General features: G+C 62.2%; 31 protein-coding genes. 13 read left to right on the forward strand and 18 right to left on the reverse strand.

The genetic code is table 11. The features are described 5' to 3' along the window. Nucleotides 1-21 precede the first annotated feature (21 nt). Entirely contained in the window at nucleotides 22-633 is a 612-nt protein-coding gene (locus DMY87_RS01980; RefSeq protein ID WP_110789597.1) for a GNAT family N-acetyltransferase, read from the forward strand. Continuing rightward, complete coding sequence (locus tag DMY87_RS01985; protein ID WP_110789598.1) at nucleotides 630-3,539, forward strand: EAL domain-containing protein; 2,910 nt, start codon at nucleotides 630-632, stop codon at nucleotides 3,537-3,539. Before DMY87_RS01980 ends, DMY87_RS01985 begins: the two co-directional genes overlap by 4 nt. A gap of 28 nt (nucleotides 3,540-3,567) precedes the next feature. Here the strand turns inward: DMY87_RS01985 and DMY87_RS01990 are convergent, their stop codons facing one another. Both DMY87_RS01990 and DMY87_RS01995 read right to left on the reverse strand, forming a co-directional pair. After that, nucleotides 3,568-4,203, reverse strand: a complete 636-nt coding sequence (locus tag DMY87_RS01990) for a LysE family translocator (protein ID WP_110789599.1) — start codon at nucleotides 4,201-4,203, stop codon at nucleotides 3,568-3,570. A 385-nt stretch (nucleotides 4,204-4,588) separates the two neighbouring features. Beyond that, nucleotides 4,589-5,194 carry a YqgE/AlgH family protein gene (locus DMY87_RS01995; protein WP_110790340.1) on the reverse strand — a complete coding sequence of 202 codons (606 nt, stop codon included), beginning with the start codon at nucleotides 5,192-5,194 and terminating at the stop codon, nucleotides 4,589-4,591. Nucleotides 5,195-5,354: 160 nt separating this feature from the next. Here DMY87_RS01995 and DMY87_RS02000 point away from each other — a divergent pair, with 160 nt between their 5' ends. Together DMY87_RS02000 and DMY87_RS02005 are read left to right on the forward strand one after the other, a co-directional pair. Beyond that, nucleotides 5,355-6,242: a protein-disulfide reductase DsbD domain-containing protein gene (locus DMY87_RS02000; protein ID WP_110789600.1), complete on the forward strand. Its 888-nt coding sequence runs from the start codon at nucleotides 5,355-5,357 to the stop codon at nucleotides 6,240-6,242. A gap of 72 nt (nucleotides 6,243-6,314) precedes the next feature. Beyond that, the gene (locus tag DMY87_RS02005; protein WP_110789601.1) at nucleotides 6,315-6,800 is read left to right on the forward strand and encodes a peroxiredoxin; all 486 of its coding nucleotides are present in this window, start codon (nucleotides 6,315-6,317) and stop codon (nucleotides 6,798-6,800) included. Nucleotides 6,801-7,097: 297 nt separating this feature from the next. On the opposite strand, the gene DMY87_RS02015 is transcribed toward DMY87_RS02005, so the two are convergent. Then, a complete protein-coding gene (locus DMY87_RS02015) occupies nucleotides 7,098-8,060 on the reverse strand; it encodes an endonuclease/exonuclease/phosphatase family protein (RefSeq protein WP_165826127.1) in 963 nt (320 codons plus the stop codon). Nucleotides 8,061-8,238: 178 nt separating this feature from the next. Between DMY87_RS02015 and DMY87_RS24515 the strand changes: the two genes are divergently transcribed. The 4 genes from DMY87_RS24515 to DMY87_RS02030 are packed head-to-tail and all read left to right on the forward strand — an operon-like array spanning nucleotide 8,239 to nucleotide 10,921. Continuing rightward, a complete protein-coding gene (locus DMY87_RS24515) occupies nucleotides 8,239-8,361 on the forward strand; it encodes a hypothetical protein (protein WP_280953034.1) in 123 nt (40 codons plus the stop codon). Further along, nucleotides 8,358-9,113: a metal ABC transporter ATP-binding protein gene (locus DMY87_RS02020; protein ID WP_245408804.1), complete on the forward strand. Its 756-nt coding sequence runs from the start codon at nucleotides 8,358-8,360 to the stop codon at nucleotides 9,111-9,113. The genes DMY87_RS24515 and DMY87_RS02020 overlap by 4 nt, the downstream gene beginning before the upstream one ends. Then, nucleotides 9,110-9,982: a metal ABC transporter permease gene (locus DMY87_RS02025; protein WP_110789604.1), complete on the forward strand. Its 873-nt coding sequence runs from the start codon at nucleotides 9,110-9,112 to the stop codon at nucleotides 9,980-9,982. The genes DMY87_RS02020 and DMY87_RS02025 overlap by 4 nt, the downstream gene beginning before the upstream one ends. 39 nt (nucleotides 9,983-10,021) lie before the next feature. Beyond that, nucleotides 10,022-10,921, forward strand: coding sequence for a metal ABC transporter solute-binding protein, Zn/Mn family (locus DMY87_RS02030; RefSeq protein ID WP_110789605.1), 900 nt, complete (start codon nucleotides 10,022-10,024; stop codon nucleotides 10,919-10,921). Between the two features lie 56 nt (nucleotides 10,922-10,977). Here the strand turns inward: DMY87_RS02030 and DMY87_RS02035 are convergent, their stop codons facing one another. Next, nucleotides 10,978-11,286: a Dabb family protein gene (locus tag DMY87_RS02035; RefSeq protein WP_110789606.1), complete on the reverse strand. Its 309-nt coding sequence runs from the start codon at nucleotides 11,284-11,286 to the stop codon at nucleotides 10,978-10,980. A 435-nt stretch (nucleotides 11,287-11,721) separates the two neighbouring features. On the opposite strand from DMY87_RS02035, the gene DMY87_RS02045 reads away from it, so the two are divergent. Continuing rightward, a complete protein-coding gene (locus DMY87_RS02045; RefSeq protein WP_205908132.1) occupies nucleotides 11,722-12,243 on the forward strand; it encodes a helix-turn-helix transcriptional regulator in 522 nt (173 codons plus the stop codon). Between the two features lie 7 nt (nucleotides 12,244-12,250). Here the strand turns inward: DMY87_RS02045 and rnhA are convergent, their stop codons facing one another. From rnhA to coxB, 14 genes are all read right to left on the reverse strand, one after another. Further along, entirely contained in the window at nucleotides 12,251-12,718 is a 468-nt protein-coding gene (rnhA, locus tag DMY87_RS02050) for a ribonuclease HI (protein ID WP_110789609.1), read from the reverse strand. After that, a complete protein-coding gene (locus DMY87_RS02055) occupies nucleotides 12,715-13,680 on the reverse strand; it encodes a homoserine kinase (RefSeq protein WP_110789610.1) in 966 nt (321 codons plus the stop codon). The genes rnhA and DMY87_RS02055 overlap by 4 nt, the downstream gene beginning before the upstream one ends. A gap of 106 nt (nucleotides 13,681-13,786) precedes the next feature. After that, nucleotides 13,787-14,098: a type II toxin-antitoxin system RelE/ParE family toxin gene (locus DMY87_RS02060; protein ID WP_110789611.1), complete on the reverse strand. Its 312-nt coding sequence runs from the start codon at nucleotides 14,096-14,098 to the stop codon at nucleotides 13,787-13,789. Further along, nucleotides 14,099-14,344, reverse strand: a complete 246-nt coding sequence (locus DMY87_RS02065; RefSeq protein ID WP_110789612.1) for a type II toxin-antitoxin system ParD family antitoxin — start codon at nucleotides 14,342-14,344, stop codon at nucleotides 14,099-14,101. A 73-nt stretch (nucleotides 14,345-14,417) separates the two neighbouring features. After that, nucleotides 14,418-15,422: a 4-hydroxy-3-methylbut-2-enyl diphosphate reductase gene (gene ispH / locus DMY87_RS02070; RefSeq protein ID WP_110790341.1), complete on the reverse strand. Its 1,005-nt coding sequence runs from the start codon at nucleotides 15,420-15,422 to the stop codon at nucleotides 14,418-14,420. Nucleotides 15,423-15,426: 4 nt separating this feature from the next. After that, a complete protein-coding gene (locus tag DMY87_RS02075) occupies nucleotides 15,427-15,792 on the reverse strand; it encodes a DUF1304 domain-containing protein (RefSeq protein ID WP_110789613.1) in 366 nt (121 codons plus the stop codon). A gap of 72 nt (nucleotides 15,793-15,864) precedes the next feature. Beyond that, nucleotides 15,865-16,536, reverse strand: a complete 672-nt coding sequence (locus DMY87_RS02080) for an SURF1 family protein (protein WP_110790342.1) — start codon at nucleotides 16,534-16,536, stop codon at nucleotides 15,865-15,867. Nucleotides 16,537-16,609: 73 nt separating this feature from the next. Continuing rightward, nucleotides 16,610-16,993, reverse strand: a complete 384-nt coding sequence (locus tag DMY87_RS02085; protein ID WP_110789614.1) for a DUF983 domain-containing protein — start codon at nucleotides 16,991-16,993, stop codon at nucleotides 16,610-16,612. A gap of 156 nt (nucleotides 16,994-17,149) precedes the next feature. After that, the gene (locus tag DMY87_RS02090) at nucleotides 17,150-18,028 is read right to left on the reverse strand and encodes a cytochrome c oxidase subunit 3 (protein WP_110789615.1); all 879 of its coding nucleotides are present in this window, start codon (nucleotides 18,026-18,028) and stop codon (nucleotides 17,150-17,152) included. 55 nt (nucleotides 18,029-18,083) lie between these two features. After that, a complete protein-coding gene (locus DMY87_RS02095; protein ID WP_110790343.1) occupies nucleotides 18,084-18,695 on the reverse strand; it encodes a cytochrome c oxidase assembly protein in 612 nt (203 codons plus the stop codon). 27 nt (nucleotides 18,696-18,722) lie between these two features. Beyond that, complete coding sequence (locus DMY87_RS24520; protein WP_110789616.1) at nucleotides 18,723-18,857, reverse strand: hypothetical protein; 135 nt, start codon at nucleotides 18,855-18,857, stop codon at nucleotides 18,723-18,725. Further along, nucleotides 18,857-19,813 (reverse strand): heme o synthase, encoded by a 957-nt coding sequence (locus DMY87_RS02105; RefSeq protein ID WP_110789617.1) that lies wholly within the window; start codon nucleotides 19,811-19,813, stop codon nucleotides 18,857-18,859. Before DMY87_RS02105 ends, DMY87_RS24520 begins: the two co-directional genes overlap by 1 nt. 90 nt (nucleotides 19,814-19,903) lie before the next feature. Beyond that, a complete protein-coding gene (ctaD, locus tag DMY87_RS02110; protein ID WP_110789618.1) occupies nucleotides 19,904-21,571 on the reverse strand; it encodes a cytochrome c oxidase subunit I in 1,668 nt (555 codons plus the stop codon). Nucleotides 21,572-21,585: 14 nt separating this feature from the next. After that, a complete protein-coding gene (coxB, locus tag DMY87_RS02115) occupies nucleotides 21,586-22,470 on the reverse strand; it encodes a cytochrome c oxidase subunit II (RefSeq protein WP_110789619.1) in 885 nt (294 codons plus the stop codon). A gap of 329 nt (nucleotides 22,471-22,799) precedes the next feature. Between coxB and DMY87_RS02120 the strand changes: the two genes are divergently transcribed. The 4 genes from DMY87_RS02120 to DMY87_RS02135 all read left to right on the forward strand — a co-directional run bounded on the left by DMY87_RS02120 (nucleotide 22,800) and on the right by DMY87_RS02135 (nucleotide 25,614). Further along, entirely contained in the window at nucleotides 22,800-23,330 is a 531-nt protein-coding gene (locus tag DMY87_RS02120) for an invasion associated locus B family protein (protein WP_110789620.1), read from the forward strand. A gap of 107 nt (nucleotides 23,331-23,437) precedes the next feature. Beyond that, complete coding sequence (gene tldD / locus DMY87_RS02125) at nucleotides 23,438-24,853, forward strand: metalloprotease TldD (RefSeq protein WP_110789621.1); 1,416 nt, start codon at nucleotides 23,438-23,440, stop codon at nucleotides 24,851-24,853. Further along, entirely contained in the window at nucleotides 24,853-25,284 is a 432-nt protein-coding gene (locus DMY87_RS02130; protein ID WP_110789622.1) for a bleomycin resistance protein, read from the forward strand. The genes tldD and DMY87_RS02130 overlap by 1 nt, the downstream gene beginning before the upstream one ends. A gap of 78 nt (nucleotides 25,285-25,362) precedes the next feature. Next, nucleotides 25,363-25,614 (forward strand): hypothetical protein, encoded by a 252-nt coding sequence (locus tag DMY87_RS02135; RefSeq protein WP_110789623.1) that lies wholly within the window; start codon nucleotides 25,363-25,365, stop codon nucleotides 25,612-25,614.

Consider the following 25,614-nt stretch of genomic DNA (forward strand, 5'->3'; position numbering starts at 1 on the left):
GATTTCTCTGGGGGTTCCAGGATGACGCGCTCGGTCTTTCGGTTTCTGTCGCGACAGGCGGAGCTTCCGGAACTCGTGGGCGAGCGGCATCTTCTGCGCCTTGCCCGCTACCGCGACTTCGAAGCCTGGCACGTTCTTCGCCGCGACAGCCGTGCCTTCCTGCAGCCCTGGGAGCCGACCTGGCGCACCGACGAACTGACGGAGCGCGCCTTTCGCCAGCGGGTGTTGCGGAATGAACAGGAGTTTCATTCCGGCATGGCGGTGCCGCTCTTCCTGTTCGAACGGGAAACGGACACGCTTCTCGGGGGGCTGACCATCGGCCTGATCAGGCGCGGCGCTTCGCAGGCTTGCATGATCGGATACTGGATGGGCGAAAAACATGCCGGCAAGGGTCATATGTTTGCCGCACTTCAACTGGCTATTCCCTACATCTTCGGGCCGCTCGAGTTGCACCGTATCGAAGCAGCCTGTATTCCCGACAACGTCAACAGCGTAAACCTGCTGGAGAAAGCGGGATTTGAGCGAGAAGGTCTTTTGCGCGAATATCTGAAAATCAACGGAGAATGGCGCGACCACGTGCTGTTTTCGAAGATCGCCCCGGCTCGGGGACGGAACGGCAAAGCAGGCTCATGACGCAGACCCAGATTGCTCCGCGCAGGGCTCAGCGCCTGTTACTCCTCGTACTCGCCCTGTTTTCGGCCCTGTGCCTCGGCTTCGTCGCCCCGGCTTTCGCCGTCGAACCGGTCAAGATTGCCCGTGACGACACGGCGCTCGACCTGACCGCGACCACCGGGATCTACACAAACCAGGGCGCCGCCTTCCAGGTTTCGACGGCTGCCGGTGCCGATGGCATCCGCCGTCGCATCGAGGTGCGTTCGAGCTCCGATACCCATCAGGGCGACTGGGCCGTTTTCGCGCTCGCCAATGTCTCGGAAGAACAGCTGGAGCGCGTGATTGTCGCGCCGCATTTCCGCCTGTCCGGCTCCAAGCTGTTCTGGCCGGATCTCGGCTCGCAGCGCATCATGGCGATCACGCCTTCGGAAGGCTTCGCGCTCGACCGGGTACCAAGCCCGGATGCCGACGTCTTCCGCATCACGCTCAATCCGGGCACCGTCATCACCTTCGTGGCGGAACTCGCCTCGCCGAACCTGCCGCAGATCTATCTCTGGGAACCCGACGTCTACAAGGACACGGTCAACGCGTTCACGCTCTATCGCGGCATCGTGCTCGGCATTGCCGGCCTGCTCGCCGTGTTCCTGACCATTCTCTTCGTCGTGAAGGGCACGTCGATGCTGCCGGCGGCGGCGGCACTTGCCTGGGCGGTGCTTGCCTATATCTGCGTCGACTTCGGTTTCCTCGAGAAGCTGATCTCCATCACCTCGTCGGATGTGCGAATATGGCGCGCGGGGGCGGAAGTCGCGCTCGCCTCGTCGCTCGTCATCTTCCTCTTCACCTATCTCAACCTCAACCGATGGCATGTGCATCTCGGCTATGCGACGCTTGCCTGGATGCTGGGACTTGCCGCCCTGTTCGGGGTTGCCATCGTCGATCCCTCCATTGCCGCCGGTATCGCGCGCATCTCGTTTGCGCTGACCGGTGTCGTCGGCATCGGCCTGATCATCTATCTCGGCTTCAACCGCTATGACCGCGCCGTGCTTTTGGTGCCGACCTGGGTCTTGATCCTGGTCTGGCTGTTCGGCGGCTGGATGACGGTGACCGGACAATTGTCGAACGACATCATCCAGCCGGCACTCGGCGGTGGCCTGGTTCTCATCGTTCTCCTGATCGGCTTCACGGTCATGCAGCACGCCTTTGCGGGCGGCGCCTATCAGCAGGGGCTGTTCTCCGATCTCGAGCGCCAGTCGCTGGCGCTGACCGGCTCCGGCGACACCGTCTGGGACTGGGACGTAGCGCGCGACCGCGTCGTCACGAGCCCCGATGTTTCCGTGCGGCTCGGCCTGTCGCCCGGCACCATGCATGGCCCGGCGCGCAACTGGCTGCCGCGCCTGCATCCCGATGATCGCGACCGTTTTCGCGCCACCCTCGACGTGCTGCTGGAACATCGCAAGGGGCGTCTCAGCCACGAATTCCGCATCCGCGCCGAAGACGGGCATTTCCACTGGCTGAAGATCCGCGCCCGCCCCGTGCTGGGATCAAACGGCGAAGTCATCCGCTGCGTCGGCACGATCATCGACGTGACCGAGCAGAAGAACTCGATCGACCGGCTGCTGGTCGATGCCATGCATGACAATCTGACAGGGCTGCCGAACCGCGAGGTCTTCCTCGACCGGCTGCAGGCGATCCTGTCGCTCGCCTCAACCTCCGACAGCGTGCGGCCGACCGTGCTTGCCATCGATATCGATCGCTACAAGCAGGTGAATGACGCGCTGGGCATTGCTGCCGGCGACAATATCCTGATCGCGATTACCCGCCGTCTGCGCCGCCTTCTGAAGCCGCAGGATACGCTCGCCCGTCTCTCCGGCGACGAGTTCGGCCTGATTTTGGTGTCGGAAAAGGACCCGGGCAAGATTGCCGACTTTGCCGACGCCGTATCGAAGGCGATCATGGTGCCGCTCAATTTTGCCAATCGCGAAATCAGCCTGACGGCATCGATCGGCCTCGTCTCCTGGGTCGACCAGCAGGAAAGTGCGACCAGTCTGCTGGCCGATGCGGAGCTTGCTATGTACCGGGCGAAACGATCCGGCGGCAACCGCGTCGAACCCTTCCGCCCGGCCTTCCGCACCGTCAGCACCGACCGGCTGCAGCTGGAAACGGATCTGCGCCGCGCCATCGAACGCAAGGAGCTGACGATGGCCTACCAGCCGATCGTCCGGCTGGCGAATGGCGAAATTGCCGGGTTTGAGGCGCTGATGCGCTGGGATCATCCGAAGCGCGGCAACATTCCGCCGACGGAATTCATCCCGATCGCGGAGATGTCCGATCTGATCGAGCCGCTCGGCATGTTCGCGCTGGAGCGCGCCTCGACCGACCTGATGGACTGGGAGCGCCAGACCGGCGAGCTGCCGCTGTTCGTCTCGGTCAACCTGTCCTCGGCGCAGCTGATCTCCAGCGAGATCTACAATGATGTGCGCGCGATGCTGACCAAGACCCAGTGCGATCCGAAACGGATCAAGCTGGAGCTGACCGAGAGCGTCGTGATGGAAAATCCGGAACAGGCGCGCCTGATGCTGCAAAAGCTGAAGGATACGGGCATCAGCCTGGCGCTCGACGATTTCGGCACCGGCTATTCGTCGCTGGCCTATCTCACCCGTTTCCCCTTCGACACGATCAAGCTCGACAAGGCCCTGGTCTGCGATCAGTCCGACAAACGCGCCGTCCTCTTGCGCTCGGTCGTGGCCATGGCGCGCGGGCTTGAGATGCAGGTGGTGGCCGAGGGCATCCAGACCGACCAGGACGCTGCCGATCTCGCCATGATGGGCTGCGAATTCGGCCAGAGCTATCTCTTCGGCCCGCCGCTGGGATCGGAATCGGTGCTGCGGCTGCTCAAGGAACGGTTTCCGCTGATGAAGCGGGCGTGAGAGGCGAACCCCTCACGCCGTTCGCCCGTCAGGTCCGCTGAAAGGCGACATGCAGGCCAAGGCCGACGAGAACCGCGCCCCCTGCCCTTTGCAGATTGCGCTGCAGGGACGAGACGCGCGCCAGGCGCTTTGTGATCGTGCTGGCCGCTATCACGCAGGCGATGTCGGCCACCGTAAACATGGCGTTGACCATCGTTCCGAGGATGATGAACTGCAGCCAGACGGGAAAGGCTGCCGCTGCATCGATGAATTGCGGCAGGAAGGCGAGGAAGAAGATCGCCGTCTTCGGATTGAGCACTTCCACCAGCATGCTTTCGACGAAGGCGGGGCCGGCTGATTTTGGCGCAGGCAGAGCTTCGCTCGCGGCCCCCGTCGTGCGGGCGGCGCGGATCATGCGGAACCCCAGATAGATCAGGTATCCAGCCCCTGCGAGCTTCACAGCCAGATAGAGCGTCGGCACGAGGTGGAAGAGGATCGACAGGCCAGTGGCTGCGGCCACCACATGCACGTAACAGCCGACATGGATACCGAGCGTTGCCATCAGTCCCGCGCGGTGATCGGCGGCCAGAGTGCGGGCTGCAACGTAGAGCATGGCCGGACCGGGGATGAAGGCAAAGACGGCGGTGGTGAGGAAGAAGGCGAGGAGGATATCGGTGGAGGGCATGGGATGGGTCTCGTTACATTCTGACCCGATGGACAGATGCGGCTTAGAGTGACCGCTCAGGTAGATCAAGGCAAGCCTTGCACCCAGGATTTCCTATCGCGTACAATTAGTTCCATTAAATGGGACGGGTGAGATGGCGAGGTCGAACAAAAAATCTCAAGGCAAGACTGCTGGAGGAGGTTCCGACGAAAGCGGGAAATCCTGCGCGCAGGTTCGGCAGCCACGATACTCGCTTGAAGAACTGCTTGCTGGGCATGATGCGGATCAGCCAATTTCAGAACAAGAAAGCCATTGGATGGACGCGCCTCCCGTAGGCAATGAGACCTTCTGATATCCCTCAAATGCTATCCTGAGCGGACCGCAGCGTCCTAGTGGTCCTATACCCTCACGCGTGCCCCGCATCCATCGACAGCATGGCCGGGTTGATGCCCATCAGGGCCAGCGCGCGGTCATACTTGTCGTCAAGGCAACGGTCGAAGATCAGGTCTTCGGTCGCGGCGCAGTTGAGCCAGCCGTTCTGGGCGATTTCCTCTTCCAACTGGCCCGGACCCCAGCCGGCATAACCGAGCAGCATGGTGGCGTAGCGGGGTCCTCTGCCGTCGGAAATGGCGCGGACGATGTCGAGGGTGGCGGTGAGCGAGATGTCGTCGCTGACGGGGATGGAGCTGTCGGAGAGATAGTCGTCGGAATGCAGCACGAAGCCGCGGTTCTGCTCGACCGGGCCGCCGCACTGGATGGGGAAATGGCGAGCGTGATCCGGCAGCATGATCGCATCATTGCGGTCGATGAGTTCCAGATGCAGCAGGAGATCGGCGAAGGTCACCGATTGCGAGCGGTTGATGATGAAGCCCATGGCGCCGGCATCCGAATGGGCGCAGATATAGACGACGGCGCGGGCAAAATTGCCGTCGGCCATGCCGGGCATGGCGATCAGCAACTGACCGTCCAGAAAGCCGCGCTCTCTCAAGGATGTCTTCGACGACAATGCCATGCCCGCCTCCTCGGTCTGCCTTGCGGCCATCGGTGTGATGCGTGGTTCAGGTGGTCTCCCAAGCAAGATGGGGCAGAAGGGGACTGTGATCAACCCAAAATGATGCGGTTCGCCGAAGCGTGACTGGTATAGCCGAATTTGTTCGCCTAGATGATTGGACATGATCGACAGTTCAACCGCTCTCCACCCCTTGTTTCGCCAGGCCTTTCGCCAGGATTCTCGCCCGGCCGTTCGCGCTCGATTGACTGGCCTTGCCGTGCTGGCGCCGCTGTGTCTCGTCGCGTTGACCGGCGCCGTACAGGCGGCCAGCAGCGCCTGGGCGACGAACGAAGGGGGGCGAATGCGGCTGGTGCTTCTGGCTGCCAAGGCCGACGGCACCCGCGAGGGCGTGTTGCTGGTGGAGCCGAAGAAAGGCTGGATCACCTATTGGAAGGAGCCGGGCGATGTCGGCATTCCGCCATCAATCACTCCGGCAGCCGGATCCGACTATACCGTGGCGGATGTCGATTTTCCGGTGCCGAAGCTGCTGTCGACCGGCGACATGCAGGATGTGGGATACGACCATTCGGTCGCGCTGCCTTTGGTGCTCGCCAATGCGGGTTCAGACCGGCCATTCAAGCTTTCGGCCTTTGTCGGCGTGTGCCAGAACATCTGCATTCCCTTCCAGGCGGACCTCACCGTCGATCCGGCCGCCGAGATCGGGAGCGATCCGGACGAAACGGCGCTGGTGGAAAAGGCCAAGCGGCTGGTTCCACCGGGGCCAAGCGAGGACTTTCGGGTGACGGCGCATGCCATGCAGCCGGATCTGAAATCCCTGCACGTCTCCCTGCGTTTGCCGGCGGGCGCCCCTGCCCCACAGGTCTTCGTCAGCGGCCCAAGCGGGCATGTCTATGTCGAGGGAACGGCTGCAACGGGGCCCCATGGCGAGACGCTCTATACGGTGCCGATCGGCAAGCTTCCCAAGGGTTACACGATGGCCGGCAAGCGCTGGGGCATCCTGGTGGTGGCGGGCGAGCGCGCCATGGAAACCACGCTTGCCTTTGAGTAACCGGCTTCTATATTCGCGCTCGACGAGACGACTGGCACCAGGCCGGCGTGACGAACCACGGGGACGAATTTCATGACCATTGCAATCGGCGACACGCTACCCAAGGCGACCTTCAAGGAAAAGACGGCGGATGGCCCCGTGGAGATCAGCACGGATGAGCTGTTCGCCGGCAAGAAGGTGGTGCTGTTCGCCGTGCCGGGCGCCTTTACCCCGACCTGCACACTGAACCACCTTCCGGGTTATCTCGAAAACCGCGACGCCCTGAAGGAACGCGGCGTCGACGACATCGCCGTCATCTCGGTGAATGACTGGCACGTGATGGGCGCCTGGGCGCAGCATTCGGGCGGGCTCGGCAAGATCCACTTCCTCGCCGACTGGGATGCCTCCTTCACCAAGGCGCTCGGTCTGGAGATGGACCTGTCGGCGGGTGCACTCGGCCTTCGCTCGAAGCGTTATTCCATGCTGGTCGAAAACGGCGTGGTGAAGAGCCTCAACATCGAGGAAAATCCCGGTCAGGCAACCGTCTCGTCGGCGGCGACGATGATCGAGCAGCTTTGATGTGATTGTGGGTGTCCGGAGAGGCTGGAGGTGGTGGCACGCCCCTCTGGCCTGCCGGATAGGTTCGAGGGCTTGGTACCCCCCTCTGGCCTGCCGGCCATCTCCCCCTCAAGGGGGGAGATTGGACCCCGCGACCGGGTTGCCGCCGGTCCGATAAGTTATGATCCGAAAGCTGGCCTGTGCAGCGAACGGTGCCATTATCCGATCTCCCCCCTTGAGGGGCAGATGGCCGGTAGGCCAGAGGGGGTAACGCGGTCTGCGAGGCCGATGGACGCCCCCCCTCAGCCGATCAATCCCTCAAAACTGCACCACAGCCATGGTCGCCCGGTGATCGGACGGCCAGGGCGTGACGACGACATCAGCTTCGGGCGCCTTTTCGCCGACGATGCCGGCTTTCACGACCTTGAGGGTCTTTGCCCGACCGAGCGTATAATCGATGCGGTCGTGATGATCGTCCTTGGCGGTCGGCTCCGAGGTCGGCGTCCATGTGAAGGCCGGCTTGGCGACCGGATCGGGGAAGGCGGCGCGGAAAAGGTCGGTGAAACCGCCGGCCGTCTCGAAACGCTGGGCCGAGGGATAGCTGACCGCAAGCGGCTGGTGACCGGCCTTGACCGCAGCTTCAGTCCAGTCGAGATGCGAGGGCTCATTGAAATCACCGAAGACGAAGGCGGCATCGGCGCCATCGGCCAGTTTCAAATCCTGAAAGAACAGATCCAGTGCGGGTCCGCGCGCTGCCTTGGCGGCGGCCTCCGCCTCGGCTGCGGTTTTCAGAAAGGGCGCCTTGCCATATTCGATGTTGAGCACCTGGTAGGGCTGATAGGGGAAGTCGGTCAGGTGCAGGTTGAAGGCATAGACCTTGCGGCCCTTCACGTCGATTTCGACACCGAGATCATGCGGGGTCGGCTTGCCGATGGGGTAACGGCTGAGGATGGCATTCGCCCAGAGGGCGACGTTCTGCTGGCTCTGATCATAATAGAAGTAGCCGAGCATTTCGGCGATGGCTTTTGCCTTGCTCTCACCGACGGGCACACAGGCCTCGGCTGTGCAGGGGTCGGGTTCCAGGCGCGTTTCCTGAATGCCGATGATGTCGGGATTGACCGCCTTGATCGCGGCAACGGTTTCATCCACGGGTTTTCCCGCATTGCCGCCGCCGCCCCAGATGTTGAAACTCATCACGGTGAGTTCGACCGGCTGCTGCGCGTGGGCAAACCCGGGAGCGGCGAGAAGGATTGCAGAAAGCATCAGCGAGAAGCTGCGCATGACGATGTCTCCGTGAAACGGTGTGTTGGAACAGCGCTGATCTAACAGGGCCAGATGACAGAGCGGAGACACGGGCCAAGCGAAACCACCGGCGGGAGGTCTCTCCATCGGCCTTGATTTTGCCGCAATGCGGGCGCCCTTGGTTGCGTAATGTTATTACATTTATGACGAGCCGCCGATGGACGACCCTGCCTTTCTTCCCAGCCTGCTCGCCCGCTCGGCGCTGGCCCGCCTGTGTTTTGTCCTTCTGCTGATCGCCCTGATCTGGGCCGGCATCCAATGGGCTGTTGCACTTCCATGAGCCTGATCCGCATCGACAATCTGACGCTGACCTATCAGCGCCATCCGGCCGTGCACCATCTCTCCGGCGTGATCCAAAAGGGGAGCCTGACGGCGATTGCCGGGCCGAACGGGGCAGGCAAATCCACTCTGCTGAAGGCGATCATGGGCGAGATCCGCCCCGCTGAGGGCCGCATCGAGCATGTCCTCACCGCGCGTGACTTCGGCTATCTGCCGCAGGCGGCGGAGATCAACCGGCGCTTTCCGATCAGCGTGCTCGACACTGTCTTGCTCGGCGCATGGCGACGGGTGGGTGCGTTCGGACGCATTGGCCGGGAAGAGATGATGAGGGCGCGCGAGGCGCTTTCCACGGTCGGGCTCGAGGGCTTCGAACGCCGCGAGATCGGTTCGCTCTCGGCCGGGCAGTTCCAGCGCGTGCTGTTTGCACGGCTTCTGCTGCAGGATGCACAGGTCATCCTGCTCGACGAGCCGTTTACCGCGATCGACGCGCGCACCACCCGCGACCTGATCGATCTCGTTGCCGGCTGGCATGGTGCCGGCCGCACTGTCATAGCCGTGCTGCATGATCTCGACCAGGTGCGAAACCATTTTCCCGAGACCCTGCTCCTGGCCCGTGAGCTGATCGGCTGGGGTGCGACGGAAGAGGTGCTGACACCCGCCAATCTCCTGTCGATGCGCCGCATGGCCGAGCGCTGGGATGAGGATGCCGAGGTCTGTCAACCGGCCGACACGACCGGGAGGACGGCGGCATGAGCGTCTTCGATCTCTTGATTGCGCCCTTTGCCGATTACGGCTTCATGCGCCGCGCCCTGATGGCCGCCGTCTGCCTCGGGTTCAGCGCCGGGCCGATCGGCGTCTTCTTGCTGCTCCGGCGGATGAGCCTGATGGGCGACGCCATGAGCCATGCGGTGTTGCCGGGGGCTGCCATCGGTTATCTCGTCGCCGGCTCGCTGTCGCTCACCGCCATGGGCATTGGCGGGCTTGTCGCGGGTCTGTCGGTCGCCGTGCTCTCCGGCCTCGTCAGCCGCTCCACCGTGCTGCAGGAGGATGCGAGCTTTGCCAGCTTCTATCTGGCGTCGCTGGCGCTTGGCGTGCTGATCGTGTCGCTGCGTGGTTCCAATATCGACCTCTTACATGTGCTGTTCGGCACCATCCTGGCCATCGACGCCTCGGCATTGACACTGATCGGCGCGATCAGCACGCTGACGCTGGTAGCCCTTGCGCTGATCTACCGGCCGCTGGTGCTCGAGTGCCTCGACCCCGGTTTCCTGCGCGCCGTCGGCGGCCGTGGATCGCTCTATCACTTTGCCTTCCTGCTGCTGGTCGTCATCAACCTTGTCGCGAGCTTCCAGGCATTGGGCACGCTGATGGCTGTCGGACTGATGATGCTGCCGGCGGCGATTGCGCAGCTCTGGGCGCGCACGCTGCCCGGCATGATGGCGGTTTCGGCCGTGACGGCGATCGTCTCCAGCTATGTCGGGCTGATCGCGTCCTTCCATTTCGAACTCGCCTCCGGCCCAACGATCATCCTGACGGCGGCCATCCTCTACGGCCTGTCGATCCTCGTTGCCCCGATGGGCATCGCTCGCCGCTTCTTCCCCCGGCCGCATCTCAAGGCTTGAGAGCGACCTCCCCCAAGCGTGAACTCCAAGGAGTGCCTCATGACCCGCAAGCTCACCCTCCTCTCCGCCCTCCCCCTGATCACAGCGCTTTACGGCTCCACGGCGCTGGCCGGCGAGCCGGTCAAGGTGGTTGCCTCCTTCACCGTGCTTGCCGATGTGGTGGCGCAGGTGGGTGGCGATCACGTCGACGTTTCCAGCCTGGTCGGGCCGAATGGCGACCCGCATGAATTCGAGCCGTCGCCGACAGATGCCAAGGCGCTGAAGGCGGCGAAGGTCACCTTCATCAGCGGCGAGGGTCTCGAAGGCTGGATGGAACGGCTGATCTCGGCCTCCGGCTATGACGGCAAGCCGGTGGTCGTCTCCGACGGCATTGCGCTTCGCACCATGGAAGAAGACGGCAAGACCGTGAACGATCCGCATGTGTGGAACAGCCCTGTCAACGTGAAGGTCTGGGTCGACAATATCGAGGCGGCCCTTGCCAAGGCCGATCCTGATGATGCGGCGGATTTCGCAGCGAACGCCAAGGCCTACAAGACCAAGCTCGATGCCATGGATGCCTATGCGCACGAGAAGTTCGACGCGATCCCGCAAGCCAGCCGCAAGATCCTGACCAGCCATGACGCCTTCGGTTATCTCGGCCGGGAGTATGGCGTGGCCTTCCTGTCGCCGCTCGGGCTATCGACGGAGACGGAAGCCTCGGCGGCCGAGATTGCCAAGCTGATCGAGCAGATCAAGACCGAACATGTGAAGAGCTACTTCCTGGAAAACTCTAACGATCCGCGTCTGGTGGAGCAGATTGCCGGCGCCACCGGCGCACAGTCGGGCGGCGAACTCTATGTCGAGTCGCTGTCGGAAAAGGACGGCCCTGCGCCGACCTATGAACAGATGTTCCGCTACAATGTCGACCAGCTCTCGGCCGCGATGGCAAAATCGAGCTGATCGCAAATCCTGCGACGCATGGTCGGCAAGCCCTCCCCCACCGGGAGGGCTTTTCGTCAATGGGCGAGGTCGAAGACCAGGATCCCGGCAAGGCCGCCATCTGTGGCATGCACGATGCGCTCGCCGACGGCGACATGCTGCGGATGCTTCAGATAATAGTCGCGGACCAGTTCGTCCTCGAAGGTGACGATGAAGCCGTCGTTATAACCGCCGCTCAGGCCCTCGGGCGAGACATTCGGTCCCGACTTCACCTCCAGCATGCCGGGCACGACATCCTTCAGTTCCGCGATCGCGGCGTAGATCGCCTGCTTCTCGGCCTCCTGGATCGCGGCCTTGAAGCGCAGGAACACGCAGTGCTGGATCATCGATGTCTCCCGTGTGTTTCGTTTTGAGGCGAGCATAGGGGGAATGGGGGAAAGGGCAAGGGCGCATCCGGGAGGGCTGCCTTGCGAAAACCTGGGGTTGCTGGCCATTATGATGCTCCACGAGCGCTGCTACGGACCGGTTGTCATTTGACAACACATTCGTCCGGAATTATCTTGAGGAGGCTTAGTTGAGGCGAAGGCATCCGAATAAGGAAATCGAGGAGGCCCTGCGGCACGCGGAAGCGCAAGGCTGGCGGGTTGAGATCGGCGGCAGCCATGCTTGGGGACGGATCTACTGCCCCTATGACGATAAAACCTGCCGCTGCGGTGAATTCTGCATCACCAGCATCTGGAGCACGCCGGCCAATCCGACGAACCACGCTCGCGCAATCCGCCGCGTTGTGGACCGCTGCAGCCGACGCAGGACGGAACAAGATGACTAAGAATTGCAAGATGACAGAATACGCCTTTGTGCTGAAGTACCGGCTGCCGCACGGCATGGGCGGAGAGGCGGCCGTCGAGGCTCTGGGATCCGCCGGCTGCACGGATGCGCTTGTGGGCATAGGCATTGCCGGGCGGCTGGCGCTGGAATTCGATCGCGAAGCACCGGACGCGGCGAGCGCGATCACCAGCGCTATCGACGATGTCGCACGCGCCCTACCCCAGGCTGAGCTCATCGAAGTCGGACCCGATCTGGTGGGACTTACCGAAATTGCCGAACTGCTTGATGTCAGCCGGCAGAACATGCGCAAGCTGATTGTCGGGGCTTCAGGGTCACCGCTGCCCGTGCATGACGGCAGCACGACGCTTTGGCATCTCGCCGATGTGCTCGACTGGCTGGTCGCCGCCAAAGGCTACCGGATCGACAAAGAACTCCGCGAGACGGCACGGGCGGCACGGAGCATCAATCTGGACCGACTGGTTTCACGCCATGGACGCGCCGTCGCAATAGCCTGACCCAAACCTACTTCACCAGCAGCGACTTGCCGAAATTCGAGGTCTTGAAGGGCTCCATGCCCTTGCGGGCCAGTTCGTCGGCGCGTTCGTTTTCCGGGTGGCCGGCATGGCCCTTGACCCAGTGCCACTTGACCTTGTGGCGCTGGTTGGCGGCATCGAGCGCCTGCCAGATCTCGCCGTTCTTCACCGGCTTCTTGTCGGCGGTCTTCCAGCCGTTTCTCTTCCAGCCGAAGATCCACTTCGAGATGCCGTCCATCACATATTTGCTGTCGGTGTAGAGATCGACTTCGCAGGCATCTTTCAGCGCATTGAGCGCGCTGATGGCGGCGAGCAGTTCCATGCGGTTGTTAGTGGTGTTGGCCTCACCGCCGCACAGTTCTTTCTCGACATCGCCATAGCGGAGTACGGCGCCCCAGCCGCCGGGGCCGGGATTGCCCGAGCAGGCGCCGTCGGTGAAGATGTCGACATGTTTCATGAAATCAGTCCGTATTCCGAGGCATTGGTGACGGCGCGGTGGAAGCGCAGCTTCTTCAGATATTCGAGCGGGTCCTTCTTGACCACCAGCGCGCCTTCCAGCGTCGTCAGCCAGTCGTAAAGGCGCGTCAGGAAGAAGCGCAAAGCCGAGCCGCGGCAGAGGACGGGAAGTGCTGATATCTCGTCGGCTGAGAGCGGGCGCACCGAGAGATACCCCTCGATCATCGCCTTGCCCTTGGTGATGTTGTAGGAGCCGTCCTTCTCAAAGCACCAGGCATTGAGGCAGATGGACAGGTCGTAAACGAGGAAGTCGTTGCAGGCGAAATAGAAGTCGATGAGGCCCGAGAGGTCGTCGCCGAGGAAGAAGACGTTGTCGGGGAAAAGGTCGGCATGGATGACGCCTGACGGCAATTCCCTAGGCCAATGGGCGGCGAGGAAATCGAGTTCGGCGCCGATCTCCTCTTCCAGCCCCGTCTCGACCTCGTCGGCACGGGCCTCGGACTTTGCCCAGAGCGTCTGCCAGCCTTCGAGCGACAAGGCGTTCGGCCGGGTGATTTCGAAGCCTTCGCCGGCCACATGCATGCCAGCCAGCGCCTTGCCGACTTCGCGGCAGTGCTGGGCCTCGGGCTTGCGCAGCCACATGCCTTCCAGGAAGGAGATCAGCGCCGCCGGTCGGCCGGAGAGCTCGCCCAGCAGCGCGCCATCCTTGCGCGGCAAGGGCAGCGGGCAGGACAGGCCGCGCTCGGACAAATGATGCATCAAGCCGAGGAAAAACGGCAGATCATTCCGGTCGACGCGCTTTTCATAGAGCGTCAGGATCAGCGGCTGCTTCGTCGTGTGCAGCAGGAAATTGGTGTTCTCTACGCCTTCGGCGATGCCCTTGTAGGACAGGAGTTCGCCGGCATCATATTGTGCCAGGAAGGCCTTGAGATCGATTTCGTTTATATCGGTATAGACTGCCACAGCGTGAGTTTCCGTGCCGCTTCGATGAGGCCCAAAGTCCTATAACGGTGTGACGGACAGTGCCAGCCCTGGAACGACATGGGGCACAGGAAATGGGGGCTTCACTTCACCCATCGTCATGCGGGAAATGTCGCTCGACGTCGCGATGCCCTTCGATAATGGCGATGATCTCGAAGACGTCATCCCTATATCGGAAAAAGATGATGTAACTGCGGAAGGCAAAGCTTCGAAGATCGGGCAGCAGTTCAAAACGAGGGCGGCCCATCTGTCCGGGCAGGATAGCCAGTTCCTTGCATCTCGCTCTCAGTCTCACAACGAAAGCCGATCCTACATCAATGGAGCCACTCTCACGCGTGACATATTGCAGGATGGAGCGAAGATCGCGAACAGCACGCGGCGTGTATCGCAAACGCGGCAATCAGAATCCCTGCCGTCTCAGCGAGGCCGCCTCTTTGTTTAGCGCTTCGTCCACGGACTCGTCACTGAGGTCGCCGCCCTCAGCAATCGCAGCTCGGAGTTCATGCCTCAAAGCTGCAATCTTCCCTTCCCGCTCCTCCACGAGACGCAGGCCCTCCAGCACAACATCGCTCACAGAGCGATAGCGTCCGCTGCTCACGCTGTCTTTGACAAATTTTTCCCAGTGCTCATTGAGCAAAACGTTCATGGAAGGACCCTGTCATCCGACGACCTGCCCCAAAGATTGGGCAAATCGCACCCGTGGTCAAGAGATCCACCCCTCACCCGTTCACCCAGGCCATGTCCTCGCGGGTCAGTTCGACGTCGCGCAGTTCGCGGTTGACGAGGAAATGCTCGTTTTCTTCGGCCGTGATCGCAAGCTCGACCTTGGCGTCGAAACGCTGGCGAAAAGCCTCGATGATTTCATCGACGATGACTTCCGGGGCCGAGGCGCCGGCGGAGATGCCGAGCGTACCGATCGTTCCGACATCGTCCCAGTCGATTTCGGACGCCCGCTGGACGAGCATGGAGCGGGTGGCCCCTGCCCTCAGGGCCACTTCAACGAGGCGCTTGGAGTTGGACGAGTTGGGGGCGCCGACGACGATGAAGAGGTCGCAGCCGGGGGCGGCCTGCTTGACGGCTTCCTGGCGGTTGGTGGTGGCGTAGCAGATGCTGTCGGCCGAGGGGGCCGTCAGGTTGGGGAAGCGCTCCATCAGCTTGGCTATGACGCCGGCGGTATCGTCGACCGAGAGTGTCGTCTGGGTGACGAAGCCGAGGTTGTCGGGGTCGGCGGGCGTGTAGGCCGCCGCGTCTTCGACCGTCTCGACCAGCGAGACCGAACCTTCCGGCAACTGGCCCATGGTGCCGATCACTTCCGGGTGGCCATTGTGGCCGATCAGGATGACATGGCGACCGAGGCGCTGGTGGCGCATGGCCTGCTTGTGAACCTTGGAGACCAGCGGGCATGTGGCATCGAGATAGAAAAGGTTTCGGCTTGCCGCATCCTCCGGCACCGATTTCGGCACGCCATGGGCGGAGAAAACGACGGGCTGCTGGCGATGTTCGGCGGGGATTTCGTCCAGTTCCTCGACGAAGATCGCGCCCTTGGCCTCAAGCCCTTCCACGACATAGCGGTTATGGACGATCTCGTGGCGCACATAAACCGGGGCCCCGTAGCGCTTGAGCGCGAGCACGACGATCTGGATCGCGCGGTCGACACCGGCGCAGAAGCCGCGCGGGCCGCAGAGCCTTATCGTCAGAGGGGGGCGGTTCACATGCATGTTCATCAAATCAGCCGGCAATCAGGACAGCGAGAATGGCGAGCGCTGCGGGCAGAGCCTGAATGACAAAGATCTTCCGCGACGCCGTTGCACCCCCATATAGGCCTGCGACCAGCACACAGCCAAGGAAAAACAACTGAATTTGATAGCCTACGACAAGATCCGGATGCAGCAGGCCCCAGATCAGGCCGGCCGCGAGGAAGCCGTTGTAGAGCCCCTGGTTGGCCGCCATGACCTTGGTCGCTTCCGCCTGTTCCGGCTTCAGGCCAAAGGCGCCGCGGCCGGTGGGCGTGGTCCAGAGAAACATCTCCAGCACGAGAATGTAGATGTGTTCGAGAGCGACGAGCGCGACCAGTGTCGAGGCGAGATAGGACATGCGGTTCCCCCAAGGGGCAGCCGCGATTCCGGCTGCACTTTGAGCGTGTTTAGCCGAAATCGCCGCGCGCCTCTACGGGGTTTTGCGGCGGAAAAGTCCAGCGATCGTAACGGCGGCCAGCGCGAAGGCAAGACCATACCAGGTGATGGCATATTGCAGATGGCTGTTGGGCAGATCGACCTGGGTCACCCCGCCCTTCGGCAGGCCGCCTGCGACGGGTGTCGCATCGGCATCGAGGAAGAAGGGCAGCACGCGGTCTTCCGGCAGACCGGTGGACGCCGCCATGCGGGTCAGATCCTTCCAGTAGAAGATGTTGGTGCCTTCATTGTTATCAGGCACGAGCGATGACGGTTTCTCATTCAGCTTCGCACGGGCCAGACCCGTGATCGTCTGTTCACCCTCGACCAGGCTTTCCGGGCGGGTCTTGGGGTCCTTGCGGTCATAGGGGACGAAGCCCCTGTTGACGAAGAGGTAGCGACCGTCCGCCATTTCCAGCGGTGTGTAGAGATAGAAGCCGGACTGGCCGTCGAAGGTGGCGAGGAAATGACGCTCCTTGTCGTTGAGGAAGCGGCCACTGGCGCTGGCGTGGCGGTAATCGATCTCTTCTCCCGCCGCCAGACGCGCCGCGATATCAGACACATCGACGGCCGGCGCATGGCTGCGCTCGTCTATGTCTGCGAGCAGGCTTTCCTTCCAGTGGAGACGGTTGACCTGCCAGGTCCCGAGCGACAGCAGGATGGCCATGGCGACCGGCACCAGCACGAGCCCGATCCAGAAGCGCCAGCCCCGCCCGCCTACCTGGAGCCGGTTACCCTGCTCAGCCACGGTCGATGACCCCAGGGGCGGCGTTGTGACGATACTGCAGGGCGATCAGCAACGCCTTCAGCGTGCGCATCAGCCAGAGCGTCAGTCCCACGCCGAGGGGGGCGAAGACGAGGATGTGCAGCCAGACGGAGGGCTGGTAGGTGAGTTCGACCCAGACGGCGAAACCGACCACCAGAAGGTCGGCCAGCAGGATGACGAAGATCGCCGGGCCATCGCCCGCATCAATGAAGGAGTAATCGAGCCCGCAGGAGGCGCAGCGCTGCTTCGGCTTGGTCAGTCCATCGAACAGCTTGCCATTGCCGCAGCGCGGGCAGGAGGCCGAGAGCGCTGCCTTCATCGGGTCTACCGGCGGGAATTTCGCATTGTCTTCGGTCATCATCTTGCTCCTTCGGGGTCGCCCCGATTCTGTCGCCAACCTTTAGCGGAGGGCGACGTTCCATCCCAGAGTGCGCAGCGTCGCAGGGGAGGACATCTTCGGCGGCGGAAAACGAAAAAGGGCGGCTTTCGCCGCCCTTGAATGCTTTGGCCGCAATCAGCCGGCGTGCAGCGGTGCACCCCAGTCGCCCCAGATGTAGATGGCGAAGAAGAGGAACAGCCAGACGACGTCGACGAAGTGCCAGTACCAGGCGGCAGCTTCGAAGCCGAAATGCTGCTGCGGGGTGAAGTGGCCGGCAAGCGCGCGGAACAGGCAGACGATCAGGAAGATCGTACCGATCAGAACGTGGAAGCCGTGGAAACCGGTCGCCATGAAGAAGGTCGCGCCGTAGATCGAGTTCTTGAAGTCGAACGGCGAGTGCATGTACTCGTAGGCTTGGACCGACGAGAACAGGATGCCGAGCAGGACCGTCAGGACCAGACCGGAGACGACGCCCTTGCGGTCGTTGTGCAGCAGCGCATGGTGAGCCCAGGTGACGCAGGTGCCGGACAGCAGCAGGATGACGGTGTTGTAGAGCGGCAGGTGCCAGGGATCGACGACCTCGATGCCCTTCGGCGGCCAGGTGCCACCGGTGAATTCGACGCGGCTCGCCTGGATCGCTTCATTGGCGAAGAGGCTGGCATCGAAGAAGGCCCAGAACCAGGCGACGAAGAACATCACTTCCGACGCGATGAACATGATCATGCCATAGCGCAGATGCAGCGACACGACGCGCGTATGGGCCCCGGCATGCGCTTCCTTGATCGTATCGGCCCACCAGGCGAACATGGTGAAGATCACGATGGCAAGGCCGATGAAGAAGAGCCACGGATGGGCCAGTTCAAGACCGAACAGCTTGAACGAACCGCCATGCAGATAGCGCATGTAGCCGACGCCGCCGAAGGTCAGGAGGAAGGCACCGATCGAGGCCAGGATCGGCCAGGGGCTCGGATCGATGATGTGGTAGTCGTGGTTCTTCTGGTGCGCTTCGGCCATTTCAGCAATCCCCGAATGTCAATTTCATTACGAGACCCGGCTTACCGGACCCCTCTCACAGTTTCGGCTGTTCCTTGCCCTTGTCCACGTTCAGCGCTGCTACCGGCTTGTCATCTTCGCGCGGATAGAAGGTGTAGGAAAGGGTAATCGTTCCGATGTCCTTGGTCTCTTCCGCATCGACGATGGCGGGGTCAACGAAGAAGACAACCGGCATTTCCAGTGTCTCGCCCGGCTGCAACGTGGTCTTGGTGAAGCAGAAGCACTGGACCTTGTTGAAATAGGCGCCGGCCTCGCCTGGGGAGACGTTGAAGATCGCCTCGCCAGTGACCGGTTCAGACGAATGATTGGTGGCGGTGTAGCGGATCTCGACGGTCTCGCCGATCTTCGGCGTGATCTTCTTGTCGATCGGCTTGAAATCCCAGTTCAGGCCGTTCGAGACATTGGCGTCGAAGGTCACATTGATCGTCTTGTCGAGGACAACCTCGGACATCTGCTCGACGCGCTGCGTGGTGCCACCATACCCGGTGACCTTGCAGAACATCTGGTAGAGCGGAACGGCGGCAAAGCTCATGCCGACCATGGCACCGACGAAGACGACACAAGCCGTCGCGACGCCGAAATCGCGGCGGGTCGCGCGGCGGTCGGTTGTCTTCGGCATGTGGTTCATCGGGGTGTCTGCCATGATGCTTTTCCGTCAGCCGACATTGCTGATCTTGATGATCGTCACCGCGTAGAAGATCACCACGAGAAAGGCCAGAACCACGCCAAGGGCAATATTGCGGCCACGGCGCGACTTCTTCTGCACGTCATTGAGCTCGATGGTTTCCATCAGGCGGTACCTCCGAGGGACAGGATCGCGGGTGCGAGATAAAGGTCGATCATCAGCGCGGAGAAGATCGCGAAGAGATAGAAGATCGAATAGCCGAAGAGCTTCTTGGCCGGCACCATCTTCTCGTCGCCGTCGGCCATGCGCCAGACGGCGATGGAACAGTGGACGAAGACGATGCCGAGCAGGCCGGCCACAATGCCGTAGCCAACCGAGGACAGTCCAGTGAAGGTCGGCAGCACGCCGGTCACGGCGGTCAGCACGGCATAGACGGCGATCTGGCGCTTGGTCGAGGGAATGCCGGCGACATTCGGCATCATCGGCACGCCGACTGCGCCGTAGTCCTTCATCTTGAACAGCGCCAGCGCCCAGAAATGGGCCGGCGTCCAGAGGAAGATGATCATGAACAGAATGAAGCTGTCGAGCGACACGCCGCCCGTCACGCAGGCCCAACCGACCATGGGCGGGAAGGCGCCGGCCGCACCGCCGATAACGATGTTCTGCGGGGTCGAGCGCTTGAGCCACATCGTGTAGACGACGGCATAGAAGAAGATGGTGAAGGCGAGCAGGCCGGCGGCGAACCAGTTGACGGCGAGGCCAAGGATGGCGACCGAAAACACCGAGAGCACGAGGCCGAAGGCGAGCGCTTCATGCGGCGTGATGCGGCCGGCCGGAACGGGACGGGTCGCGGTGCGCGACATCACGGCGTCGATATCGGCATCATACCACATGTTGAGCGCACCGGAGGCCCCTGCCCCGACCGCGATGCACAGGATGGCGATGAAGCCGATGACCGGATTGATGGAGCCGGGGGCGAGAACGAGGCCCGCCAGCGCGGTGAAGACGACGAGCGACATGACACGCGGCTTCAGAAGCGCGAAGAAATCGCGCGGGCCGGCTTCGGACAGGCGGATTTCGCCCTCGAGGCCGAATACGTCGCGATTGTCGATGACTGTCATTCTGTTGCTTTCCGTCTTCCGTCTGGTCTTTCGGGCGCCGCAATCCCGATGACTGCGGCGCCCGATTGTCTAGGAGATGCGAAGATCTGATTACTTGATCTTCGGCAGCTGTTCCCACTGGTGGTACGGCGGCGGCGAAGACAGCTGCCATTCCAGCGTGGTCGCACCTTCACCCCAGGGGTTGTCGCCGGCGACGCGCTTCTTGGCGAAGGCTTCGAAGACGCCGTAGAGGAAGACGAGAACCGCGAAGGCCGAGATGTAGGAGCCGATCGACGAGACATAGTTCCAGCCGGCATAGGCATCCGGATAGTCGATGTAACGGCGCGGCATGCCGGCGAGGCCGAGGAAGTGCTGCGGGAAGAAGACCAGGTTCACACCGACGAACATGATCCAGAAGTGCAGCTTGCCGACGAACTCGTTGTACATGTAGCCGGTCATCTTCGGGAACCAGTAGTACCAGCCGGCGAAGATGGCGAAGACGGCGCCGAGCGACAGAACGTAGTGGAAGTGAGCCACGACGTAGTAGGTGTCATGCAGCGAGCGGTCGAGGCCGGCATTGGCGAGCTGAACGCCCGTGACGCCACCGACGGTGAAGAGGAAGATGAAGCCGATCGCCCAGACCATCGGGGTCTTGAAGGTGAGCGAACCGCCCCACATCGTCGCGATCCAGGAGAAGATCTTGATGCCGGTCGGCACCGCGATGACCATGGTTGCGAAGAGGAAGTAACGCTGGGCGGCGAGCGACAGGCCGACCGTGTACATGTGGTGAGCCCACACGACGAAGCCGACGGCGCCGATGCCGACCATGGCGTAGGCCATGCCGAGGTAGCCGAAAACCGGCTTCTTTGAGAAGGTCGACACGATGTGGCTGATGATGCCGAAGCCGGGCAGGATCAGGATGTAGACTTCCGGGTGACCGAAGAACCAGAACAGGTGCTGGTAGAGGATCGGATCACCGCCGCCTTCCGGCGCGAAGAAGGTCGTGCCGAAGTTGCGATCGGTCAACAGCATGGTGATGCCGCCGGCGAGAACCGGGAGCGACAGGAGCAGCAGGAATGCCGTGACCAGAACGGCCCAGGCGAACAGCGGCATCTTGTGCAGGGTCATGCCCGGCGCACGCATGTTGAGGATGGTGGTGATGAAGTTGATCGCACCGAGGATCGAGGACGCACCGGAGACGTGAAGCGCGAAGATCGCAAGGTCAACCGCAGGTCCCGGCTGGCCGGATGTCGCAAGCGGCGGATACATGGTCCAGCCGCCGCCGACGCCGTGGGCGCCCGCCGGGCCTTCGACGAACATCGAGAGCACGAGCAGCAGGAAGGCCGGGACGATCAGCCAGAAGGAGATGTTGTTGAGGCGCGGGAAGGCCATATCCGGAGCGCCGATCATGATCGGGATCATCCAGTTGGCAAAACCGCCGATCAGCGCGGGCATGACCATGAAGAAGATCATGATCAGCGCATGCGCCGTCGTGAAGACGTTGTACATATGCTTGCCGGCATCGATGGCGGCATCGCCGCTGGTGCCGTAAACCATGGCAGCGAGGCCGTGGAAGATCTGGATGCCGGGCTCCTGGAGCTCGGCGCGCATGGCAACCGACAGGGCACCACCGATGATGCCCGCGATGATCGCGAAGATCAGGTAGAGCGTGCCGATGTCCTTGTGGTTGGTCGAAAACAACCAGCGAGCAGCAAAGCCCGGCTTATGGTCATGATGCGCATCGTGCGCGTGGTCGTCGTGGGCAACAGAGCCGGCCATTGTCCTCACTCCTCTCAGTTCGTGATGTTTTCAGCGCTCTGGACGGCAGCCGGAGCCCCGTCGACAGCCGCCATCAGCGCCTTGTTGGCGCCAGCAAGGTCAGATGCCGCAGCCGCGAGCCAGGTCGCGTACTGCTCATCAGACACGACACGGATGGCGATCGGCATGAAGGAGTGATCCTTGCCGCACAACTCCGAACACTGGCCGTAATAGAGACCTTCGCGCTCAGCCTTGAACCAGGTTTCGTTCAGACGGCCGGGGATGGCATCAATCTTGATGCCGAAGGCCGGCATGGCAAAAGCGTGGATAACGTCGGTCGGGGCGGCCGTGACCAGCATGCGGACGGTCTTGCCGACGGGAACGACGACTTCGTTGTCGACGGCGAGAAGGCGCGGATACCGCGCGACGTCTTCCTTGCCGGCAGCGGCGCGGTCTGCATCCTTCAGCATGTAGCTGTCGAAGGACACGGCCTGCTCACCTTCATATTCATAGGACCACAGCCACTGGGTGGCGGTCGCCTTGACCGTCAGGTCCGGATTTTCCGGCATCTTCAACTGGTAGGTCAGAAGGTTGAAGGACGGGATCGCGATGGCGAAGAGGATGAGAACCGGCGCCACGGTCCAGACGATTTCGATCGCCGTGTTGTGGCTGGTCTTCGACGGTACCGGGTTTGCAGCGGCCCGGAACTTCACCACGACCAGGATCAGAAGGATCAGGACGAAGATGGTGATCGGCACGATGAACCAGAGCGTGTACTGCTCAAACCAACGGTTCATCTCCATGACCGGGGTCGCTGCATCCTGCATGCCCATCTGCCACGGCCTCGGCTGATCGGCGAAGCTGGCAGAAGCGAAAAGCAGACAGGCCAGCGCGGCCAAGGCTGCATAGGTTCTCTTCATCACGGTTTGGTCTCCCACAAGCGCTTGATCCACATCAAACCATAGCGCAAAAATCATGCTAGTGTCGCCGTTTAAAATCACAGATCGGCCGCATTCGCAATACGCTGAGGTGAAAGCCGGTGCGGCATTTTTGCGCTTGATCAATTGGCGGGCGCCTTCCTTCACAGGCTTTTCCCCAACCGGCTGAGCAAGTCGGTCCGAATGCCCGCCAGAGGCGCGCAGCCAGTCCCAATTATGCCGCAGTCGACCGTAAAACAGGCGTCGGGGCTTTCCATTTCCCCACCCGGGCGACAAGAATGTGCGGGATGATTCGTTTTCCAGAGGTATTCATGGGTCTTTCGAGACGTGTCTGGTCTGGCCTTGCCGCAACCGCCGTGCTTTTCAGCACGCTTGCAGGCCCGGCACAGAGCCAGCAAACACAGCAGCAGCCCGGCACCGTGCGCTCCAACCACGGAGCCTGGTCGGTGATCTGCGACAAGCCGGCCGGGGCCAATGCAGAGCAATGCGCGCTGATGCAGAACGTGATCGCGGAAGACCGGCCCGAAGTGGGCCTCTCCGTCGTCGTCTTGAAGACCGCTGACCGCAAAGCCCGCATCCTGCGCATTCTGGCGCCGCTCGGCGTGCTCTTGAAGGATGGCATGGAGCTGTTCGTCGACGGCAACAATATCGGTCGCGCCTATTTCACCCGCTGCTTCTCCGAGGGCTGCTATGTCGAGGTCGAGATCGACGAAGAGCTGATGAAGATCCTGCGCGCCGGCAAGGCCGCCGTCTTTGCGCTGCGTGAGTCGGCCGATCAGGACCGCGTCGGCATTCCGATCGAGCTCGCCGGCTTCGGCGAGGGTTATGACACGCTGCCATGATACATCGCCTGATCGTGAAGTCGTGATCTTTCGGGGCAAGTCCATCGGGCTTGCCCCTTTCTTATTGTCCCCCTACATGCAGGGGCCAGCGCTTCAAGGAGACCCGCATGACCCAGGACCTACTCTCCCTCTTCGACTGCGACGACGCCACCTTGACGCGACGCGTTGCCGAGGCGTTGAACGGTGCTGACGATGGCGAATTGTTCGTCGAGCATGCGCAGGCGGAATCGCTGACCTTCGACAATGGACGGCTGAAGGGTGGATCGTTCAACACCGACCAGGGATTTGGCCTTCGCGCGGTGGCCGGCGAGGCCGTCGGTTATGCCCATGCGGGCGAGTTGTCGCTCGCCGCCCTCTCCCGTGCGGCCGATGCCGTCGGTGCGGTCACCCATGGTCATTCCGGCTCCTATGCCGCCGCTCCGCAGCGGACGAATTCCAAACTCTATGGCGACGGCAACCCGATCGGCTCACCGAGTTTCGAGGAGAAGGTGAAGCTGCTCTCAGAAATCGACGCCTATCTGCGCGACAAGGACCCGAAGGTGCGGCAGGTGACGGCAACTGTCGGCGCCAGCTGGCAGGTGGTCGAGATCCTGCGCGCCGATGGCCACCGCGTGCGCGATACCAGGCCGATGACGCGGATCAACATCTCCGTCGTGACCGGCGCGGGCGACCGCCAGGAAAGCGGCTCCTTCGGTGTCGGCGGGCGCATGGGCTTCAACGATTTCCTGACCGAGGAGAGCTGGCAGCGCGGGGCCGATGAGGCGCTGCGTCAGGCGCTCGTCAATCTGGAGGCCCAGGAAGCGCCGGCCGGCACGATGGATATCGTGCTTGGCAATGGCTGGCCGGGCGTGATGCTGCACGAGGCCGTGGGCCACGGGCTGGAAGGCGATTTCAACCGCAAGAAAACGTCCGCCTTTGCCGGATTGCTGGGCGAAATGGTCGCCGCCCCCGGCGTTACCGTCGTCGACGACGGCACGATCAATGACCGACGCGGCTCGATCACCATCGACGATGAGGGCACGCCATCGGCCTATAATGTGCTGATCGAAAACGGAAAGCTGGTCGGCTATATGCAGGACCGACAGAATGCCCGGCTGATGGGCATGAAGGCGACCGGCAATGGGCGTCGCCAGGGGTATGCCCACCAGCCGATGCCGCGCATGACCAATACCTACATGCTCTCGGGCGACAAGACGCCGGACGAGATCATCGCCTCGGTGAAGAAGGGCATCTATGCCGTCTCCTTCGGTGGCGGCCAGGTGGACATCACCTCGGGCAAATTCGTCTTCGGCTGCACCGAGGCTTACCTCATCGAAAACGGCAGGATCGGCGCGCCGGTGAAGGGCGCCATGCTGATCGGCAACGGACCGGACGCAATGAAGCGCATCACCATGATCGGCAATGATTCCAAGCTGGACACCGGGATCGGCAATTGCGGCAAGGCCGGCCAGTGGGTGCCGGTCGGCGTCGGCCAGCCGCATCTCCGGATGGACCAGATCACGGTCGGCGGAACCAAGGCTTGATGGGCAACGCGCTGGTTCCTGAGCTGGCCGTCAGCGACTGGCAAATGAGCCGGGCCTTCTACCTCGACCTGATCGGCTTCGAGGTCGCCTATGAACGGCCGGAGGAAGGGTTCAGCTTTCTGGTTCTCGGGCAGGCGCAATTGATGATCGACCAGATCGGCATCGGCCGCACCTTCGAGATCGAAAACGCGCCGATCGAGCGGCCCTTCGGGCGCGGGCTGAATTTGCAGATCCTGGTGCCCAGCGTCGAAGACATCCTCACCCGCCTTACTGCGGCAGGGGTGGGCCTTTCTCTGGCGCTCGAAGAGAAGTGGTATCGCCGGGACGACCATGAGGTCGGCAACCGGCAATTCGTCGTGGCGGATCCGGATGGGTATCTGCTGAGGCTGTTTGAGGATCTTGGTCGGCGGGATCTGGCGTTTGTGGGGTGACAACATCCATAGCGCGACCAATTGGCAAGGCTTCGTCCCTGTGCGAGACTGAATCGATCAAAGTCGGTGGGAGCAGATATGGCAAACAGACGACTTCACATTACACTCGATCACGACCTGTCCGCCCATCTCGACCGGAAGCTTCAGGTCGAAACAGGATACGAAACTGCAGAGGACTATGTCGGTGAGTTGATCCGCCAGGATATGGAGGCAGACGACGCCACGGCAGACTTCATGCGCGACCTGCTGGCCGATGCGGTCAATGACGGCGAAGACAGCTATCGTGCGATCGAGCCAAGCGACGTGATACGGCGCAATTCTCCACGCTAG

Source organism: Peteryoungia wuzhouensis, from assembly GCF_003205195.1.
Taxonomy (GTDB): domain Bacteria; phylum Pseudomonadota; class Alphaproteobacteria; order Rhizobiales; family Rhizobiaceae; genus Allorhizobium; species Allorhizobium wuzhouense.